Raw genomic sequence first — 19228 nt, forward strand, 5'->3', positions numbered from 1 at the left:
GTCGACTCCTTCCGGGTCAGCCGAGATCGGTCTGGCCGGCCCGGGTGAGCCGGTACTGCAGGACGGTGATCGCGCTCAGCACCACCAGGAGGGCGACGGACATCGCGGACGCGTAGCCGAACTGGAAGCGGCCGAAGGCCGATTGGTAGATGTAGAACTGGAGCACGTTGGTCGCGTTCGCCGGGCCGCCCCCGGTCGTCACGGCGACCGTGTCGAACACCTGGAACGAACCGATCACCGTCATGATCAGGACGACCGCCAGCACCGGACGCAGCAGCGGCATGGTGATGCGCCAGAACATCCGCCACTCGCTCGCGCCGTCCACCTTCGCCGCCTCGTACATGTCGTTCGGGATGGCCATGAGGCCCGCGAACAGCAGCAGCGCGGTGTAGCCGACGTGCCGCCACACGTTGATCAGGGCGATCGTCGGGACCGCCCACGTCTCGTCGGCGAGGAAGGGGACCCGGTCGAAGCCGAGCCCGGCGATGATCTCGTTGCCGATGCCGAGCTGGTTGTCGAGGATCCACAGCCAGACCAGGCCCGCGACGACGTTCGACATCAGATACGGCGTCAGCACGATCCCGCGCAGTACCGGGGACTGGGTCAGGCGCTGGAGGAGCACGGCGATGGCGAGGGCGGACACCGTCTGGACACCGATGTTGATGACGACGTACTCCACGGTGACCTTCAGCGAGTCCCAGAAGATGGGGTCGTGGATCATCCGGTCGTAGTTGGCGAACCCGACCCACTCCGCCGGGGTCAGCAGGTTGAAGCGGGTGAAGCTCAAATAGATGCCCCGCAGGGTCGGCCAGAGCAGGAAGACCACGAAACCCGTCAGGGCCGGGGCGATGAACACCGCGGCCAGGCGCCCGTCGCCCCTGCCCGGGGCTCGGCCCTTGCCCCGTTCCGTCCGAGCCCCCTCGGTGCCGCTGAGCGGCAACCGCGACGGAGGGCTGCTGGTGGCCATGGTCATCGGGAGACTCCCTCGTCTGCGGTGGCTCGTCCTCGGCCACTTACTTTCGTCACGAAAGAATCAGCGCGTCAAGAGGGGTGCAGACATCTTCTCGCGGGGTCGTCCACGCCGTAATCTGGTTCATGTTGCTTTTATGTCGGAAGAAATCATGTGGGAGTCTGACCTTCATGACCGCAGTTGCCGCAAGCTGGCTACCCCTGAGCGCCGGTGAGCGCTCGGTCGCGATCGAGGTGCTCGTCCACGGCCCGCTGTCGCGCACCGAACTCGCCCGCCGCCTCGACCTCTCCGCGGGCAGCCTCACCCGGCTGACCAAGCCGCTCATCGAGTCGGGTCTGCTGGTCGAGGTCCCCGAGGCGGGCAGCCCCGCCGAAGTGCGCCAGGGGCGCCCCTCGCAACCTCTCGACGTGGTCGTGGAGTCCCGCTCCTTCATCGGTTTCAAGATCACCGAAGACATGGTCTACGGCGTCGTCACCACCCTCAGGAGCGAGATCGTCGCCCGCCACGACCGGCCCCTCACCAGCCACGATCCCGCCGAAGTGGCCGACCTGCTCGCGGAGATGACGAGCGAGCTGGCCCGCGCGTACCCGCGGCTCGCCGGCATCGGCATCGGGGTCGGCGGCTTCGTCCAGGAACGTGCCGTGGTGGGCGAGTCCCCGTTCCTGCACTGGCGGGACGTTCCCCTCGGTGAACTCGTCGAGGAGCGCACGGGGTTGCCGGTGGTCGTCGAGAACGACGTGGCCGCCCTCGTCGAGGCCGAGACCTGGTTCGGCGCGGGACGCGGCCTCGACCGCTTCGTCGTCCTCACCATCGGGGCCGGCATCGGGTACGGCCTGGTCATCGGCGGCCGACGGGTCCCCTACGCCGAGGAGGACCGGGGCTTCGGGCGGCACTGGATCATCGACCCCAACGGTCCCCTCACCCCCGACGGCAACCGCGGCAGTGCCGTCTCCCTGCTCGCCATCCCCAGCATCCGCTACCAGGTGCACGCCGCCACCGGGCGCGATCACACCTATGAGGAGATCCTCGCCCTCGCCGCGGCCGGCGACCCCATGTCCGCCCGCGTGGTCGAGGAGGCCGGGCATGCCCTCGGTGTCCTCGTCGCCCAGATCGCCAACTTCGCCATGCCGCAGAAGATCATGCTCGCCGGAGAGGGCGTCGGCCTGATGGACGTGGCAGGCAAGACCGTCGAGGACACGATCCGCGCCCACCGGCACCCCCTCGCCACCCCCATCGACCTGGAGACCAGGGTGTCCGACTTTCACGACTGGGCCCGCGGGGCCGCCGTGCTGGCGATCCAGGTGCTGGTCCTGGGAGTGGCCGAAGTGTGAACCGGGCCACAGTCGTTGGTAGTTGACGTGATCAGCAACACGGTCCGGTATGTCCGTTTCTGGTGTGATTACTCACGCCGCCTTCACGTCCGGAGCCGTATGCTTCACACCATGTCCACCACTGTTGAACCCGTGACCGATCGATCGGCCGACGAGGTCAACGAGGAGATCCGGGCCCTGTGGCGCCGGGCGGGCGGGACACTGAGCGGCGAGCAGCGCGAGGAGTACCAGCGCCTCGTCCTGGAGTGGGCCGCCGCCGCTCCGCAGCCGGTCCGGGCGGCCTGACCCCGGCGACCTGCGCGGGGCATCACCGCCCCGTCCCGGGGCACCCCTGACGGGATGGGCCCTCTCCTCGCACTGGCCTCAGCGGTCTGCTCGGCATCGTTGTCCCCCAGCTCTCGGCTGCGCTCGAGCCGGGAGGTGCCCCCATTCGGGCGGTCTGCTGTCCCGCCGCGCGTACCACGCCGCCGTCACCTTCCTCGGCCAGATCGGCGGCCTGCTGCTCGCGTCCGCGTCCGCGTCCGCGCTTCTCCTTCCCGCCGACGCCGTACGGCCCGTCGACCTCCTGTGGGGCGCCCTCTCCGGCGTCGGGAGCGGCGCCGCCATGCACTTCCTCAACCGCGGCCTCAGCCACGGCGCCATGAGCGTGGTCGTACCCGTCAGCGCCGTCACCGGCGTCGGCCTCTCCGTGGTGTGCGGGGTGCTGCTCGGCGACCGGCCGACCGCCGTGGCCTGGCTGGGCATCGCTCTCACCGCGCCCGCGCTCTGGATGGTCTGCGGCGGCGGCACCGACGACGACGGTGGAGCCGTCCCGGGCGGCTGCGCCTGCCGCCCGTGCGGGCCGTGCAGGCCCTGCTCGTCGGAGCGGGCGCAGCCCTCGGGCTCATCCTCTATCTGCTCGCCGCCCAGCGGCAGTTGCTGGCCGTCGCCGTCGTCCTGGCCTCCCTCTACCCGGCTCTCCCCGTGATCCTCGGACTCGCCCTGCTGCACGAGCGGCTGAGCCGGAGACAGATGGCGGGTCTCGTGGGAGCGGGAGTGGTCACCGCACTGCTCACCCTGGGATGATCCCGTCTCAGCCCCACGTGGCCGAGTAGTACCGCTGATAGGCCTTGCGGTCCTGTTCCGAGCGGATGTACCGCGTCGCCACCAGCGCGATCAGGCTTCCCCCGACGACCAGCAGACCGGGTCCGACGTTCCGGGTGTCCGTGAGCCGGCTCAGCAGGGGCGTGCCCTCGGCCCCCTGCACCGCCGCCGAGGAACCGGGGGAGGCGGCACCGGGAGCGATCGAGCCCTGCGCGGCGGTGGCCGACGGCGCGGGAGACGCCCCGCCGGCGGCGGGCGGGTTCGACACGATCAGCTGCATGCCGAGTTCCTTCAGCGCCTTCGTCACCGGCTGGAAGAACGTCGTACCGCCCTGGGTGCAGTCACCGCTGCCGCCCGAGGTGATGCCGAGCGCGATCCCCTCGGAGAACATCGGCCCGCCGCTGTCCCCGGGCTCCGCGCACACGTTGGTCTCGATCAGCCCGGTGACCGTGCCCTCGGGGTAGTTCACCGTCGAGTTGACCCCCGTCACCTGGCCGTCGCGCAGTCCGCTGGTGCTGCCGCTGCGGAACACCCGCTGCCCGATGGCCGGATCGCCCGCGCCGGTGATCTGCACACCCTTGCCGTTGCCGATGAACACGACGCCGGCGCCGTCGCCCGCCTTGCCGTCGGCGTACTGCACCAGCGAGAAGTCGTTGCCCGGGAAGCTCTGGGCGACCGTCCGGCCGAGCTGGTTGGTGCCCCCGGTGTCCGCGAACCAGACCGACCCGTCGGGACCGCAGTGCCCGGCTGTGAGGATGAAGTCGCTCTGGCCGTTGGTCACGTTGAAGCCCGCCGAACAGCGTCCACCGGTCGACAGGATCGGCTGCGCCCCGTTCAGGCGGGGAGTGAAGGTGCCCTCGGTGCGCTCCATGCGGACGAAGCCGCCGATGCCGTCGGCGACCCTCGTCATCTCGGCCCAGTCGGACGCCGAGACGGTGCTGTCTCCCCGCACGACCACCTCGTTGGTCCGGTAGTCCATGGACCAGGCGGTCCCGGCGACCCGGGGCGCGGAACGCAGCGTCCTGGCCGCCGACTTGAGCTCGTCCATGCTGTGCTCGACGACCTTCGCCCGGGCTCCCGCCTCGCGCACCTCGGCGGCCGCCCGCTCGTCGGTGACCGCGACGACCGGCTTGCCGTCGGCGCCGATCCAGGTGCCCGCGGTCCGGGAGCTGCCGAGCCGGGACACGAGCTGCGCCCCCGTCTGCCCCGCCTTCACGGCATAGGTGTGCGGCACGGCGGTGGTCGCGGGAGGCTCGCTCGCGACGGCCCGCGTGACCATCACACCTCCCAGGAGGAGTCCGCCGACTGCCGCCAGCCGTGTCACCCGCCGGACGACCCGTCGTCGTGCGTGCCTCATGCATGGCTCCCGAACCCGAACAAGCGGTGACTGCACCGCGGGGCCCTCCGGTCGTTGAGCGCCCTCCTTGCATACGCGGCCCGGGCCGGGCGCGTTCACGGCAGCGGGCGTTCGTGTACCGGGGAATCCCGGTGAGGCATCTCAATCAGCCATGGTCCGAGCCGAGTTGGCCGGATCGTGGAGGACGTGACACCGGCCGCGCCTGCTGCTCTGCGCCGGGAAAACCAGCGGTGACGGTCGGGGCGCCCGCCGCTCAGGGAGACCCGTCGAGTCGGGCGGCCACGGCGTCGAGGACCCAGTCCAGGCCGGTCGCGAAGGAGGTCTCGGCGTCCACGTGCGTGCCGTCGTACACGGCCTTGGCCAGCGCCGGGAAGCGGCCCGTGGCCAGCATCCGCGTCACGTGCGGGCCGGAGGCGCGCTGCCAGTCGCGCTTGGACAGGCCCGTGGCGCGCTCGGCCCGCAGGTTCGCGACCTCGCGCCTGATCGCGCCCGTCACGTAGGCGCTGACGGTCTCCGCGGCGCGCATGACGGTGTCGACGTCGGCGAGCCCGTCGAGCGCCGCAAGCTTGGCCTCGGTCACGGCGAGGCCGTTCGGACCCAGGGCCGGGCGGCCGCCGAGCAGATCGGCCAGCCATTCGTGCCGGAGAGCGGCCTGCCTCGTGCGGTGGGCGAGGACGCCCAGCGCCTCCCGCCAGTCAGCGGGACGCTCCTCGGGCAGGATCTCGGCCTGGACCTCGTCCGCCATGAGGTCGAAGAGCTCCTCCTTGGTGGAGATGAAGCCGTACAGCCGCATCGGACCGGCGTTCAGCCGGGCGGCGACCTTGCGCAGCGACACCGCCTCCAGTCCGCCCTCGTCGGCCAGTTCGACGGCGGCGGCGACGATCCGTCCCCGGTCGAGCGGCACGGGGCGAGCCGGCGGCTCCGGCCGGTCCCACACGGTCATGGTCACACCGTTCTGTCGCGAGACGTCCTTGCGGTACATCGTAGTCGAGAAATACAGTGTATCGACATGAGACGTCGTATCGCCGTGGTCGGGGCCGGACCCGCCGGCCTGACCTTCGCCCGTGTCCTGCACCGGCATGACCACCCCGTGACCGTGCTCGAACGCGATCCCGCCCCCGACGCCCGCCCCCCGGGCGGCTCGCTCGACCTGCACGAGGGGCTGGGCCGGCTCGCCCTGGCCAAGGCGGGGCTGCTGGCGGAGTTCGATGCGCTGTCCCGCCCCGAGGGGCAGGCGATGCGGATCCTGGACACGGACGGGACCGTCCTGCGGGACTGGCGGCCCCGCCCGGACGAACGGGCCAATCCCGAGATCGACCGCGGGCACCTGCGTGACCTGCTGCTCGGACCTCTCGACGTCCGGTGGGGCCGGGGCGTGACCCGGGTGGTGCCGGGGACCGAGGACGGCGTCCGGGTCGACTTCGAGGACGGGCGGCAGGAGACGTTCGACCTCGTGGTCGGCGCGGACGGCGCCTGGTCCCGGGTCCGTCCGGCGGTCTCGGCCGGGACACCGCGGTACACCGGCGTCACCTCGGTCGAGACCTCCCTGGACGACGTCGACACCCGCCACCCCGAGCTCGCCCGGCTGATCGGTGACGGCTCCCTGGCCGTCTACGGCGTGAACCGCTCCGTCGTCGCCCAGCGCAACAGCGGCGGACACGTCAAGGTGTACGCCAAGTTCCGTGCCCCGCTGGACTGGCATGCCGACCTCGACCCGGCCGACGACGAGGCCGTGCGAGCGGCCCTGCTGGCGCTGTTCGACGGCTGGGCCGCTCCCGTCCTCGACCTCCTCCGCCAGGGCACGGCCTTCTTCCACCGCCCCTTCCACGCCCTGCCCGTCTCCCACACCTGGACCCACGTCCCCGGCGTGACGCTGCTGGGCGACGCCGCCCACCTGATGCCCCCCTTGGGAGCGGGCGCGAACCTCGCGATGCTGGACGGTGCCGAACTCGCCGAGGCCCTCGCCACCTGCTCCGGCGACCCGGACGAGGCCGTGCGCGCCTTCGAGGAGCGGATGTGGGCACGGGCCGGCCGATGGGCCGAGATCACGACAGCCGGTCTGGAACGCCTCGTCAGCCCCGACCCGGCCGAAGCCGTCGCCCAGTTCGACCAGGTCCAGCCGGCCTGACCGCCGCACGGGGGAGCACCGGAACCGAGACGCTCGGCACGGGGGAGCACCGGAATTGAGGGCCCGGCACGCGGGAGGACCGGCACCGAGGGACCCCGCACATGGGAAAGTCCGAACCGCGTACCCGCGCCGTCGGACACCCCTGCCTAGACTTCCGTCATGGACGACACGCCGCTGGAGCGGCTCGGTGCGGGCAAGTACCTGCTGCTCACCAGCTTCCGCAAGAACGGCACGCCGGTCGCCACCCCCGTGTGGGTGGTCCGCGACGGGGACGCGCTCGGCGTGTGGTCGGTCGCCGACTCCTGGAAGGTCAAGCGGATCCGGGCCCGCGGGGACGTCCTCGTCGGCCCCTGCGACGTACGGGGCAACCCGACCGGCGACCAGGTCCCGGCCACGGCGGAGATCTGCGACGCGGCGACCACCGCCCGCTACCGCAAGCTGCTGGCCAGGAAGTACGGCATCCTCGGCCGGCTCACGCTGCTCGGCAGCAGGCTGCGCCGGGGCACGGACGGAACGGTCGGGATCCGCGTCACCCTGTGACATGCGGGGCCCGGTGGGACCGGGCCCCGCACAGGAGGGCGGATCACCCACGGGCCGCGCTCACGGCCGGTCGAGCACCGTCCCGGTCAGCACCGGCCGCCCGGGCAGCGGCTCGGCGTTGCGGTCGGTCAGCGCCAGGCGCATCGACTCGTCCGGCTCGGCCACCTGGTCCGCGACGGTCGGCACGGTGAAGTCCACGCCGGTGCTGCCGGGCGGGATGTTCAGCCACACCCACAGACTCGCGTCGGACAGCGGCCGCTCGGGGTCGGGCACGTCACCGGACCACTCCTCGAGCCACTGCGGATCCACGTCCTTGGTGGACAGTTCCGTGCCCTCGGTGACCGGAAGCACCCGCACCGGCTGCCAGATGTCCACCGCCACGGGCGCCTCGATGGACAGCCGCCAGGTCAGCGTCCCGCCCTCGGTGACCCGGTCGGTGCCCGGCGACAGGGTGATCACCGGCTCGGGGTCGTCGTTCTCGACGGTGACGCCGCCCCGGTACTTCCCGACGACCGCACCCCGTACGGCCTTCACGGCGATGTCGTGCTGCACGTCCTCGCCGTACTGCGTGTCGCCCTTCACCTCGACCGGTACGTCGATCGCGTGGCTGCCGGGCCGTACCGTCACCAGCCGGGGCTCGGCCCGGCCGCGGTCCGGATCGAGGACGTACACGCGGACCTGGCCGCTGCCGTGCCCGGAGATCCGCACCGGGACGCGGTAGGTGCGGGTGCCCGAGTCGCCCTCCTTGACGATCGTGCGGCCCACGTCGACGCGGGGCAGCGCGGCCGCCTTGACCGGGGGAGTACCGGGGGCCCAGCCCCAGGCGTCCATCAGCCAGGCCCGCCCGGACCGCGAACGGGGTGTCAGCTCCAGGGACTTGACGTGCCGCAGATCGAGTCCGGCCCGGGAGGCCGCGGTCAGCGGGACGCGCAGCTCCTGCGCCCAGTAGGACGCGGTGTACGAGGAGCCCGGCAGGCCGGCCACCTCGACCCGGCCGAGCGTCGCCCGGCGGTTGGCGGAGTCGGTGACGGACACGTCGAACTCGGTGCCGTTTGTGTTCGGCGGTACGAAGATGCGGAGCGCGAGCTGCCGGGAGCCGTGCAGGGAGAGCGGCGCGCGCGGAGTGACACGCGCGGCCGTGCCGGGCGCGGACCACTTCAGGTCCACCGCGCCGCGGCCGGTCTCCTGGTTCGTCTCCCACTGCGCGAAGTGAGGCGACGAGCCGGGGGTCTCCGGGTCCAGACAGGCCACGGCCGGATCGGGGTCGACCGCCGCACACAGCCGGGCATGGGTGACCTTGACCCCGTTGTCCGGCAGGAAGCCGCCGCTGCGGCGACCGCCGACGGCGTGGGTCAGCACCCGGGCCGGGTCCGCGGACGGGGCCCGCTTGCCGGAACCGTCGAGCAGCGGACGCACCCGGTCGTCACCGGCGAGGAAGAGCCGGGCCGCGGCCGCGATGTACGTGGCGCCCGCCTTGTGCTGCTGGGCGGCGGTCAGGCGGGTCGCGGCACCCGGCGAGCACACCGGGTCCGGCTGCTCCGGGGCGGCCCCGAAGTCATCCTCGGCCGGTGCCTCGGCCTCGCCCGGGGTCCACTCGCTGTTGAAGTAGTTGTGGTTGGCGCCGACCATGTAGACCGCGCTGTGCAGTGCGGTGCCCCGGCCGACCCCGCGCGTCCCGTCGACGAAGTCCTCGCCCTGGAGGTCGGACACGTCGCCGTCACAGCCCGGCAGCAGGGTCACGGACGGCACGTCCGCGACCGGATTCTGGCCGAAGATCGTCGGTCCGACGAGCACGGTCCCGCGCACCTTCCAGCGCACCGGCCCCCGGTAGCCGTCCTCCGCCGCGGGCGGCGGGTAGAGGCTGTCCATGGCGGCCCGGTTGACGCCCTCGCCGCCCCGCGAGTGGCCGACGAGCAGCACCCGGGAGAGGTCCGCCTTCGGCGCCTCGCGTACGACGGCCGGGGCGGAGGAGCGGTGGGCGGCCCAGTCGGCCCAGCGGGCGAGGTGCTGCCGCACCAGTGAGGAACGCGCCTGCGCGCCGGAGTCCTCGGGTTCCCAGTCCTGGGCGTTGACGCCGTTGGCCGAGATCGACACCGTGACATAGCCCTGGGAGGCCAGCAGTCTCTGGTCGCGCAGATAGCCCTTGTCGCTGGGGATCGGCCTGTAGCCGTCCGCGCAGGGCCAGTCGATGGTGACGTCGTCCTCGCTGCCCGGTCGGTAGCAGGTCGCGTGGCGGCCGTGCAGGAACAGCGCGAGCGGCCGGCTGCCGGTGGCACCCTTCGGCGCCACCACCTGGGCGCGCATCTCCACGGGGGTGTCGAACCCCGGCAGGCGCACGGGCGGGAGTTCGTACTCACCGCTGACCGTGCGGTACGAGCCCGGCTTCCCGGGATCGACAGCGTTCGCCGGTGCCTGCGCGGGCAGCCGCACCCCTCGTGCGTCGGGCCGGCGCGGCTCGTCGGCCGCCGCGTCCAGCCGGCGTCCGGCCGCGATGACCTGAAGGTCCGTCAGTTCCGTGGACGCGGCCTTGTCCAGGGCGAGCCGGAAGGTCCGTCCGTCCTTCGCCGGCCTCGGCACCCCGAGCAGCCGGTCGCCGGTGCGGAACTCGACCCGCGCGTCGCCCATGGGCACGGACTCCGGTGCGCGCCAGACCAGTTCACGCGCGCCGCGCTCCCCGTCGATCCGCCACCCCGGCGGAAGCCCGTTGTCGTCCGTCGCGCTCAATAGGCTTGAAATGGGCGGCTGTTGGGCTTGTGCCAGTCCGGGCGAGCCCGCCAGGGCCGCCAGTACCGCCACGGCGGTCACACATATTCGCCGGGCACGGATCAATGGTTCTCTCCTCGAATCCCCGTGCGCAGACGTCCCGTCGGTCCCGGGTGCCTCTCGCGCCACTTAGGACGGGGGAGGAGTGCCTGTGGGTTGTCTGTGCGGAGCCGAAGATCACGGACCGGGGGCGCGAACAAGCCAAGGGGGGCGGGGGACTAGGGCGCCGCCCAGAAGGGGAAGCGCTTTCCATGACGTCGACTCCCCACCTCCGCGCGGCCGTTGTCGGCACCGGCCACCGTGCTCAGCTGTTCACCCGGGCCCTCGCGGCCCGCCCCGGCCACCGTGTCGCGGCCCTGTGCGATCCCAGCCCCACCCGCATGGCCTTCCACAACCGGCTGCTCGCCGAGGCCGGCGAACCCGCCGCCGCCGAGTGGGAGCCCGAGCGCTTCGCCGACCTGCTCGCCGAGGAGGGCATCGACGAGGTCGTCGTCACCACCGTCGACGCCGAGCACGACCGCTACATCGTCCCCGCGCTGCGGGCCGGCTGCCGGGTGGTCACCGAGAAGCCCATGACCGTGGACGCCGACCGCTGCGCGCGCATCCTGGACACGGTCAGGGCCACCGGCAACTCCCTCACCGTCGCCTTCAACTACCGCTTCAACCCCGTGCACGAAAAAGTACGCGCCCTGCTCGCCGACGGCGCGATCGGCGAGATCCTCTCCGTGCACTTCGAATGGCTCCTCGACACCCGGCACGGAGCGGACTACTTCCGCCGCTGGCACCGCGAGAAGCGGCACAGCGGCGGCCTGATGGTCCACAAGGCGAGCCACCACTTCGACCTGGTCAACTGGTGGCTCGCCGACGAGCCGCAGGAGGTCTTCGGCTACGGGCGGCTCGGTTTCTACGGGCGTGAGGCGGGCGAACGCCACGGCCTGCGCCGCGCGTACACCCGGGCCCACGGGGCCGCGCCCGCCGCCGACGACCCCTTCGCCCTCGACCTGGCGGCCGACGACACCCTCCGCGCCCTGTACCTCGACGCGGAGCATGACGACGGATACCTGCGCGACCGCAACGTGTTCGACGGCCCCGTCACCATCGAGGACGACATGGCGCTGGTGGTCCGCCACGCCCGGGGCACGACGATGACGTACCACCTGACCGCCTACTCCCCGTGGGAGGGCTACCGGGTGATGTTCAACGGCAGCGCGGGCCGGCTGGAACTGGAGGTGGAGGAGAGCCGTTGGCAGGCGCCCCGGACCGGGATCACCTCGGCGAGGGGCGCGCTGCACGGGGACACCGCGGCCGATCACCCGGGCGGCGCGCGTCTCACCCTGCGGCCCCTGTGGCGGCCCCCGGTCGAGGTGCCCCTCGTCACCGCGCACGAGGCGCACGGCGGGGGAGACCCGCGCATGCTCGACGCGCTCTTCGGGCCGGTGGACCCCGGTGCGGGGCCGGCGGGCGAGGACGCCGGTGCCGTGCCGCGTCCGACGGCGACCGAACGGGACGGGGCCCTGGCGCTGGGCGTGGGCATCGCCGCCAACCGGTGCTTCGAGACGGGGCGGCCGGTGCGGGTGCGCGATCTGCTCCCCGAGGTGTGGTGAGCCCGGAGTCCCGTGCGCCCGACCAGAGGTGACGGGGTGTCAGCTCCAGGCGCGGTAGGGCTCGTCGACGAGCTGGAAGACCGGTTCGCCGCGGACCGGGTCCTTGGCCGTCGACATCCGCACCCGGTCACCGCTGTGGATCGCGGCGGGCGGGCCCATGACCCGGCCCCGGACGACGAACCCCTCGGCCAGCTCGATCAGCGACACGTTGCGGGCGGCGGGGGTGTTGCGGTGCACCACCGTCGAGTGCCGGACCGTGCCCACGCCCTCGCTGCGCTCGGTACGCAGGTCGCCGCCCTGGCACACCGGACACAGCAGCCGGTGGTACATCGCCGTGCCGCACCAGGTGCAGCGCTGGAAGAGGATCGCGTCCGTGGCCGGAGCGGCGGGCTCGAGTACGCCCGTCGCGGAGCCGGCTGCCTGACGAGCAATGCTTCCTGAGTGGTGGTACACGCTGTCAACTCCCTGCGCTCGGCCGGATCCCACGTGCCCGGGTAACCGTGCACGGACGTGCGCGGCTCCCCGTGCCGCCGTGCACACGGTCAGCGTATGGCACTCAGTGTCAGCCGTAAAGGTACTGCGTACCCTCATCTTTTCGTGGGGGCGCCAGACCTGGCCGGCCGGCGGGCGGGCGCGGACGTCGTCGTACGGCCGGTGCGGGTCAGTCCCGGTCGAGCGTGGACTCGATCTCCTGGACCACCCGCCACATCGGGGCACCGCGGCGGGAGACGATCACCACGACGTCCTCGGGCGGCTCGTCGGCGGGCGGCGCGCCGGGCGCGCCGAAGGCGGCCTGGACGTAGCCGAGCGCGTGCTCCACCGCCTGCTCGGCGTCGCCCTTCCCGTCCGAGCGCAGCCAGGAGCGCAGGGCGTTGTTGTGGGCCGCGGCCACGGCGGCGGCGATGACGTCGGCCCGCAGCGTTCCGTCGTGCAGCCCCTTCAGGCGCCCGCGCAGGTACTCCGCGAAGGAGCGCTCGTAGCGCCACACCACGGACAGCTCGTAGGCGCGCAGGCCCGGCACCTGCTTGGTGAGGCGGTAGCGCTGCACGGAGAAGGTCGGGTTCTCGGTGTACATGCGCAGCACCAGCCGCACCGCCTCGCAGACCCGCTCCAGCGGGTCGCACCCGGGGTCGCTCGCCGCCAGGAAGGCCGTCATGTCGGCCAGGCACCGCTCGTGGTCGGGGAAGACCACGTCCTCCTTGGACGGGAAGTACCGGAAGAACGAGCGACGCCCGACTCCGGCGAGCGCGACGATGTCGTCGACGGTGGTCTGCTCGTAACCCCGTTCCAGGAACAACTGGAAGGCTGCCGCGACCAGTGCGTCCCGCATGGCGGGCTTGGTGGAGCTCATGGTCGCGAACGTAGCATCCCAGCCGCCGGAATGGCACTGGGTGCAGCCTGATCGGGGAACTGAGTGCCGCCGCCCGCGTTGTGGGGTGACCGGCGCACCGCATACGATCGGCGCCCGCCCGCCGAGGAGTCCCGCATGTCCCGCCGCCCCGCCCTTCTGTACGTCACCGACCTGGCCTACCCGGCCCGCGGGCGCCGCTACTGCGACGAAGACATCTTCCTCACCGCGCGCCTGAGGGAGGACTTCGACCTCGCCCTGTGCCATCCCCGGGACGCCGACGCGCTGGCGGACGGCTTCGACGCCGTCGTCGTCCGCAACAGCGGGCCGGTCCTGGCGTACCAGGAGGCGTACGACACGTTCCGCGAGCGGGCGCTGCGCGACGGCACGCGTGTGTACAACCCCCTGACCGGCAAGGCCGACATGGCGGGCAAGCAGTACCTGCTCGACCTCACGGCCGCGGGACACCCCGTCATCCCGACCGTCGACCGTGCCGAGGACCTGGACCGGCTTCCGGCGAGCGACCGGTACGTCGTCAAGCCCAGGCTCGGCGCCGACTCCATAGGCCTGCGGATCCTGTCCGCCGACGAGGTGCGCGACCACATCGACGGACAGGTCCTCGTCCAGCCGTGCGTCGACTTCGCCTACGAGGTCTCCTTCTACTTCGTCGACCACGACTTCCAGTACGCCCTGTACGCCCCGCACACCGACCGGCGCTGGGCCCTTGAGCCGTACCGGCCCACCCCCGACGACCTGGAGTTCGCCCGGCGCTTCGTCGAGTGGAACGCCCTCGGCCACGGCATCCAGCGCGTGGACGCCTGCCGGGCACCGGACGGCGAACTCCTGCTGGTCGAGCTGGAGGACCTCAACCCGTATCTCTCCCTGGACGCCCTGGACGAAGCGGGCAGGGACTCCTTCGTCGCCGCCATGAAGGCATCCCTGCACGGGTTCCTCGGCTCCTCTCCCCGATGAGCGGCGGGCCCCGGGGCATGCGGAGAGCTGAACTCCCGGGCCCGCGGCGCCGTATCACTCCCCGGGGGACGGCCCAGACCCGTGTGCGCGGGAGGGAAGGAGACCAGGATGCCGACACCGTCCGACCGAGGGGTGCCGCCGGCCGGGCCGCCCATCGAGCCCGTCCGGGTGCTGCGTCCGCGCCGCACCGACGCGCTCGCGGAGCTCATGAAGGACATGCCGCCCCGAGGGGCCGTCGGCTACGAGTCCGTCGCACTGCCCGCCCCACCGTCCGGAACCGAGGACGCCACCGAGGAACTGCCGCCGCTCCGGGACGACCTCGACCGCACCCGCACCTCCCGTGACATCCCCCGCGGCCGGGTGCGGGGACTGCGCCGCACGGCGATCGCGGCGGCCGTGGCGGCGGCCGCGGTGATCGGCTTCGGCTGCGCGCTCCTGCTCGTCGACCGCGGACCGAGCGCCGCCGAGGCCGCCCCGCAGCCGACCGCGACCGCCTCCGCGCCCGCCCCCACGGTCTCCGCCCCCACCGACCCCGACGGTCCCGGCACCCTGCGCCAGGGGGACAGCGGCCCCCAGGTGACCGACCTCCAGGAACGCCTGCGACGCATCCCGAACGTCTACGACGACGGCGCCACCGACGGCACCTACGACACGACCCTGACCGCCGCCGTGGCCCGCTTCCAGCTCTGGTACGGCATCCGCGGCGACGAGGACGGTGTGTACGGCGACGACACCCGGCGGGACCTGGAGTCCCGTACGGGCGGCTGACCGACGAGGATGGCGGGCATGGACGTGTTCATCGACCGGCTCGACCCCGACATGTGCGTCGTGACCGCCGCCGCCGACGGCGACCGCGCGGGCTGTCTCGTCGGATTCGCCTCACAGTGCTCGCTGGAGCCCGTGCGGTACGCGGTGTGGCTGTCGAAGGCCAACCGCACCTACCGCGTGGCCCGCACCGCGGACCGCCTCGCGGTCCATCTGCTCACCCGCGAACAGCGCGGCCTGGCCGAGCTGTTCGGCGGGGAGACGGGGGACCGGACGGACAAGTTCGCGCGGGTCGGCTGGCGGGAGGAGGCCGGCGGGGCCGTCGTGCTGGAGGAGGCGGCGGCCTGGTTCGTCGGCACCGTGGTGCAACGCGTCGAGGGGGGTGACCACGTCGGGTTCGTCCTGGAACCGCAGGCGTGGGGTGCGCGCGGGGACACCGGGGGCGCGGGGCTGCTGCGGCTGTCCGACGCGGTGTCCATCTCCCCCGGCCACCCGGCGGACTGAGCCGGTACGGGGGGCGCGGTGCGTGCGCCGGCGGCTCACCGCGGCGGACTGTGGCTCGCTCGGCCTCACCGGGGCGAGGACGGCACCCTGATGTCCACGACACAGACGTCGTCGCGCCGGTTGCCGTCCAGCACCGAGTCCAGCAGCGGCGCCAGGGAGCCGGGCTCGTCGGCGGGGTGGGCCGCGAGGGCGGCGGCGAGCCGGTCCAGTCCGTGGTCGATGCCCTCCGGGGGCCGCTCGACCAGACCGTCGGTGTAGAGCAGGACGCGGTCGCCCGGCTCCAGGACGCAGCGCGCCTCCTGGAAGTCCGGGTCGGAACTGGCCCCCAGCAGTATGCCGAGGGGACGGTCCAGACGACGCGCCTGCCCGTCGCGCACCAGCAGCGGAGGCGGATGGCCGGCCTGGGCCCACACCAGGCACCGCTCGCCGGGATCGTAGCGGGCCAGGACCATGGTCGCGGTGCCGTGGGAGTCGCGCGAGTGCAGCAGCAGGGTGTTGAGACGGGCGAGCGCCCCGGTGAGCGAGGAGCCCGTGATGACCATGCCCTTGGCGGTGAAGCGCAGTTGGGCCATCGTGGCGACGGCGTCGATGCCGTGCCCGGCGACGTCACCGACCACGAACAGGGCGTCGCCGTCGGGCAGTTCGATGGCGCTGAACCAGTCACCGCCGACATGGATCCCCGACTGGGCGGGCAGATAGGCCACTTCGACCCGCAGTCCGGCGAGGTGGACCGGACGGGTGGGCAGGGGCAGCAGCGCGTGCTGGAGACGGGCGGCCAGCGTCCGCTCGGCGTGCAGCACACCGTGCTGCGTCACGATCGCCTGTTCGCTCTCGACGAGGGCCAGTTCGGCGCTGCGCTGCGCGGTGAGGTCCTGGACGCAGCCGTGCACCTCCACCGGTTCGTTCCCGGTGTCCGTCACGACTTCGGCGACCATCCGCAGATGGCGGACCTCGTCCCCGGCCCGGATCCGGAACGGGACGTCGAACGGGAGCCCCGCGCGCACGAGTTCCTGCACGGCGTGGGCCAGCACCGGCGCGTCCTCGGCCAGGGCGAGGCGGGGAAGGTCGGTCAGCCGGACCGGTCCGAGCGCGGGATCGCGGTTCATCACGACGAAGGTCTGGGAGGACCAGTTGCCCTCGCCGGTGACCAGGTTCCAGTTCGCCCAGCCCAGGTTCCCCAGCCGCTGCACGTCCGCCAGGCGCTGCTCCTGCCGGTCGGAGGAGTCGCGGCGGACCCAGGTGACGACCAGGGCGTCGCCGAGGCGGGCCGTGTGCACCGCGTACGTGGCCAGCTCGGCTACACCGTCCACGACCTCCTGACAGGCGAACGGCTCGCCCTCGAACGGCTCGCCGGTGGCCAGCGTGCGCAGACAGCCGTGCCACAGCGCCTCGTCCGCCATGCCGGGGAAGCACTCCAGGATCCGGCGGCCCAGCAGTTGCCCGCCGGTGCGGCCCACGACGTCGGCCGCCTCCTCGGTGGCGGCGTCGATGCGGTAGTCCTCGACCTCTCCGGAGGAGCCGCGCAACGGCGTGAGCAGCATCGCCGAGCCGGGCAGCGAGTCGAACACCGGCTGGGCGGCGGCGGCCGAGGCGGCGGCACTGCGCTCCGGCCGGGTGCCGAAGGAGCGCAGCCAGCCGGCACACAGCCGGACGACGGCCTGCAGGAGCTGCCGGTCCCGCGGCGAGAAGGTCCCGCTCCGCGCGCGCAGCACCCCCAGGCAGACCTCGGCCTCGTCACCCGCCGGCACCGGCAGCCAGGCACGCGAGAGCCAGCGCTCGGGCGGGTCCCCGATGAGCAGGTGCCGTTCCCGGTCGGCCGCGAAGTCCTCCAGCCAGCGGGGCTCCCGCGTCCGGAGCGCTTCGAACGCGGCGACGCCGCTCAGCGGGGGCACCCGCGCCCACTGGGCGGCCAGGGTGGCGTCGATACCGGCGTGGCCGATCAGTTCGAGGCCCCCGGCCGGCAGCGACCGGAAGATCAGGAGGGCGTCGGCGTCGGCGTCCGCCGCCAGCTCCTCCAGGAGACAGCCGGCCAGGTCCTGGGGGGTGGCCACGTGGGCGAGGGCCTTGCCGAGGCGGCCGAGCGCGGTGAACCCGTCGTCCGGGGCACAGGAGTCCCGCCCGGCGGGGACGGCGGTGCCCGCCGGGACGGAGCGGGGACCGGCCGGGCCGGGGATCGCGGACAGGGGTGCGGCGGGCACGTCGTCGCCGGGGAGTTCCGCGGGGGCGCCGAGCGGGGGCAGGGAGCCGAGGGTGATCCAGCACTCCTCGAGCAGCGTGCGGTTGCCGGCCTTGGCGCGCTGGAGCAGATCCTCGACGGCCGCGTCCGGCGTGCAGCCGGTCAGCGCCATGACGGCGCCCTTGGCCCGCTCCAGCACGGCCGAGGTGGCGGCCTGGTCCCGCAACCGGTCCATCTCGGCACGTTGTCTGGCCACGACCTTGGCCAGTGCGGCCATGTCGGGCGCGGTACCGGCGTGCGGGGGGCCGGTCGACTCGCTCGTCACGCGTTGAGCATTGCACATGCGCCAGGTGCCGATCGCGCTGTTGTGAGCACGATCCCACACACCGGTGACCCCACCGGTCGACCGAACCGGCCGGGCCACCGGTTCGCGACGGGCTCAGTGCTCGGGCGGCGGGTAGAGCCACCGCCGCAGCAGCCGGCTGAGCACGGGCATGACCAGGTAGGTGAGGAGCGGCAGCAGGACAATCGGGAACACCGCGGCCCGCAGCGGCAGGGGCCAGGCGGCGGTGCGGGGCGTCACCAGCCACTGGATGAGCAGCGTGCACGGGAAGGCGCCGAGGAACGTGGTCAGCACCATCTTCCAGCGGACCGGGGGCCGCACGGTGGTGCCGGGCAGGCTGAACCAGGTCTCGAGCCCGGTCGTCGACTGCCGTTCGCTGCCGAGTTCCGTGGCGATGCCGTCGATCCGGGCGTGCCAGTCCGCCCGCTCGTCCGACTGCAGCCAGGCGGTGAGCCGGCGGGAATCGGACCAGCGCAGCACCGCGTGGAAGCGGTGGCCGTCCTCGGGACGCAGCCAGGAGACGCCCTCGTTGCCGGGGAACCGTCTGGCGCAGCGGGTGATCCCCCGCGTCCAGCGCTCGAACTCACGCTCCCGGCCGGGACGCACCTCCCAGGTGAGGACGGTGGTGACCGGGTCGCCGTGGCGTACGTCGGTGGTGCTCATGCTCACCACGGGTGCCACGTACGGCGTGGGTCATGCCCTCGGGGCAGGGTCAGCGCCCTTGGTGCTCGACCAGGGCCTGGGTGACCGCGCGGATGCTGCGGGCGATGTGCTGGAGCTGGAGCACCTCGGCCGCGTACAGCTTGATGGTGTGCTCGATGACCGACTCCGGCAGCCCGAGCGAGGGCAGGTCCGCGCGGGCGGTCTGGAGTGCGGTGCGGGCGACCCGGATCTCGTGCTGGACCTGGATCTGCGCGTGGCGGGCGAGGAGCACGGTGTGCCGCGTCAGGGCCGGATAGCTCGCGTACCGCGCCGGCACCAGCTCGCGCAGCCACTTGGCCGCCGAGCGTTCCCAGTCGTAGCTGCCGGGTGTCTTGACCTGGCACGGCCAGTCGGGGCCGGGACGGGTGGTGGTCCGCGTGGTCGTCAGGGGCATGGTGATCGCTTCCGGGTGTGCGGCGTCGTGCGGGTGTTCCGACGGATCGGGCGGCCCCGGCCTAGGGGATGACCGGGGCCGCCACGGGCTCGCGTGCAGGCGAGGCCCAGTCGAACACCTCGGGCGCCGACGCGGGTAGGTGGCGACGGCCCGGGATGTCCGTGAAGGAGCCCTCTCGGGCGGTGTGGGGGTGGGGACGGGGACAGGGGTGCGGACGGTCCCGGTGTGGTCCCGGGGGTGATCCGTGA

At 72.9% G+C, this 19228-nt stretch carries 18 protein-coding genes; 9 read left to right on the forward strand and 9 right to left on the reverse strand.

Annotated features, from left to right (window positions below):
- Positions 1 to 16 precede the first annotated feature (16 nt).
- A complete protein-coding gene (locus tag ACIQJT_RS03675; protein ID WP_402639524.1) occupies positions 17 to 973 on the reverse strand; it encodes a carbohydrate ABC transporter permease in 957 nt (318 codons plus the stop codon).
- Positions 974 to 1140: 167 nt separating this feature from the next.
- Between ACIQJT_RS03675 and ACIQJT_RS03680 the strand changes: the two genes are divergently transcribed.
- The 3 genes from ACIQJT_RS03680 (at position 1141) to ACIQJT_RS03690 (ending at position 3366) form a co-directional block, all read left to right on the forward strand.
- Positions 1141 to 2301 carry an ROK family protein gene (locus tag ACIQJT_RS03680; RefSeq protein WP_402639526.1) on the forward strand — a complete coding sequence of 387 codons (1161 nt, stop codon included), beginning with the start codon at positions 1141 to 1143 and terminating at the stop codon, positions 2299 to 2301.
- A gap of 99 nt (positions 2302 to 2400) precedes the next feature.
- Positions 2401 to 2586, forward strand: a complete 186-nt coding sequence (locus ACIQJT_RS03685; protein ID WP_007386663.1) for a hypothetical protein — start codon at positions 2401 to 2403, stop codon at positions 2584 to 2586.
- Positions 2587 to 3135: 549 nt separating this feature from the next.
- A complete protein-coding gene (locus ACIQJT_RS03690; RefSeq protein ID WP_402639528.1) occupies positions 3136 to 3366 on the forward strand; it encodes a hypothetical protein in 231 nt (76 codons plus the stop codon).
- Between the two features lie 7 nt (positions 3367 to 3373).
- Here ACIQJT_RS03690 and ACIQJT_RS03695 read toward each other — a convergent pair whose 3' ends face one another.
- Both ACIQJT_RS03695 and ACIQJT_RS03700 read right to left on the reverse strand, forming a co-directional pair.
- Positions 3374 to 4741 (reverse strand): S1 family peptidase, encoded by a 1368-nt coding sequence (locus tag ACIQJT_RS03695; protein ID WP_402639530.1) that lies wholly within the window; start codon positions 4739 to 4741, stop codon positions 3374 to 3376.
- 253 nt (positions 4742 to 4994) lie between these two features.
- Complete coding sequence (locus tag ACIQJT_RS03700; RefSeq protein WP_402639532.1) at positions 4995 to 5684, reverse strand: TetR/AcrR family transcriptional regulator C-terminal domain-containing protein; 690 nt, start codon at positions 5682 to 5684, stop codon at positions 4995 to 4997.
- Positions 5685 to 5750: 66 nt separating this feature from the next.
- On the opposite strand from ACIQJT_RS03700, the gene ACIQJT_RS03705 reads away from it, so the two are divergent.
- Complete coding sequence (locus ACIQJT_RS03705) at positions 5751 to 6869, forward strand: FAD-dependent oxidoreductase (protein ID WP_402639534.1); 1119 nt, start codon at positions 5751 to 5753, stop codon at positions 6867 to 6869.
- 159 nt (positions 6870 to 7028) lie between these two features.
- Positions 7029 to 7409, forward strand: coding sequence for a PPOX class F420-dependent oxidoreductase (locus ACIQJT_RS03710; RefSeq protein ID WP_365459055.1), 381 nt, complete (start codon positions 7029 to 7031; stop codon positions 7407 to 7409).
- Between the two features lie 60 nt (positions 7410 to 7469).
- On the opposite strand, the gene ACIQJT_RS03715 is transcribed toward ACIQJT_RS03710, so the two are convergent.
- Positions 7470 to 10214 carry an alpha/beta hydrolase family protein gene (locus ACIQJT_RS03715; RefSeq protein WP_402640077.1) on the reverse strand — a complete coding sequence of 915 codons (2745 nt, stop codon included), beginning with the start codon at positions 10212 to 10214 and terminating at the stop codon, positions 7470 to 7472.
- Between the two features lie 209 nt (positions 10215 to 10423).
- Between ACIQJT_RS03715 and ACIQJT_RS03720 the strand changes: the two genes are divergently transcribed.
- A complete protein-coding gene (locus tag ACIQJT_RS03720) occupies positions 10424 to 11776 on the forward strand; it encodes a Gfo/Idh/MocA family oxidoreductase (protein ID WP_402639537.1) in 1353 nt (450 codons plus the stop codon).
- A 39-nt stretch (positions 11777 to 11815) separates the two neighbouring features.
- Here ACIQJT_RS03720 and ACIQJT_RS03725 read toward each other — a convergent pair whose 3' ends face one another.
- Both ACIQJT_RS03725 and ACIQJT_RS03730 read right to left on the reverse strand, forming a co-directional pair.
- On the reverse strand, positions 11816 to 12229 hold the full coding sequence (locus tag ACIQJT_RS03725) for a Zn-ribbon domain-containing OB-fold protein (protein WP_402639539.1): 414 nt from the start codon (positions 12227 to 12229) through the stop codon (positions 11816 to 11818).
- Positions 12230 to 12437: 208 nt separating this feature from the next.
- Complete coding sequence (locus tag ACIQJT_RS03730) at positions 12438 to 13106, reverse strand: TetR family transcriptional regulator (RefSeq protein WP_402640079.1); 669 nt, start codon at positions 13104 to 13106, stop codon at positions 12438 to 12440.
- A 156-nt stretch (positions 13107 to 13262) separates the two neighbouring features.
- Between ACIQJT_RS03730 and ACIQJT_RS03735 the strand changes: the two genes are divergently transcribed.
- The 3 genes from ACIQJT_RS03735 to ACIQJT_RS03745 all read left to right on the forward strand — a co-directional run bounded on the left by ACIQJT_RS03735 (position 13263) and on the right by ACIQJT_RS03745 (position 15365).
- The gene (locus tag ACIQJT_RS03735) at positions 13263 to 14096 is read left to right on the forward strand and encodes a hypothetical protein (protein ID WP_365459046.1); all 834 of its coding nucleotides are present in this window, start codon (positions 13263 to 13265) and stop codon (positions 14094 to 14096) included.
- Between the two features lie 108 nt (positions 14097 to 14204).
- Positions 14205 to 14864 carry a peptidoglycan-binding protein gene (locus tag ACIQJT_RS03740; RefSeq protein ID WP_402639541.1) on the forward strand — a complete coding sequence of 220 codons (660 nt, stop codon included), beginning with the start codon at positions 14205 to 14207 and terminating at the stop codon, positions 14862 to 14864.
- Positions 14865 to 14873: 9 nt separating this feature from the next.
- Positions 14874 to 15365 carry a flavin reductase family protein gene (locus tag ACIQJT_RS03745; RefSeq protein WP_365459040.1) on the forward strand — a complete coding sequence of 164 codons (492 nt, stop codon included), beginning with the start codon at positions 14874 to 14876 and terminating at the stop codon, positions 15363 to 15365.
- A 65-nt stretch (positions 15366 to 15430) separates the two neighbouring features.
- Here the strand turns inward: ACIQJT_RS03745 and ACIQJT_RS03750 are convergent, their stop codons facing one another.
- The 3 genes from ACIQJT_RS03750 to ACIQJT_RS03760 form a co-directional block, all read right to left on the reverse strand.
- Positions 15431 to 17818 (reverse strand): SpoIIE family protein phosphatase, encoded by a 2388-nt coding sequence (locus ACIQJT_RS03750; RefSeq protein WP_402640081.1) that lies wholly within the window; start codon positions 17816 to 17818, stop codon positions 15431 to 15433.
- A gap of 162 nt (positions 17819 to 17980) precedes the next feature.
- On the reverse strand, positions 17981 to 18547 hold the full coding sequence (locus tag ACIQJT_RS03755; protein ID WP_365459037.1) for an antibiotic biosynthesis monooxygenase: 567 nt from the start codon (positions 18545 to 18547) through the stop codon (positions 17981 to 17983).
- Positions 18548 to 18596: 49 nt separating this feature from the next.
- A complete protein-coding gene (locus ACIQJT_RS03760) occupies positions 18597 to 18980 on the reverse strand; it encodes a hypothetical protein (protein ID WP_365459034.1) in 384 nt (127 codons plus the stop codon).
- Positions 18981 to 19228 lie beyond the last annotated feature (248 nt).

The organism is Streptomyces sp. NPDC091972, from assembly GCF_044756385.1.
GTDB lineage: Bacteria > Actinomycetota > Actinomycetes > Streptomycetales > Streptomycetaceae > Streptomyces.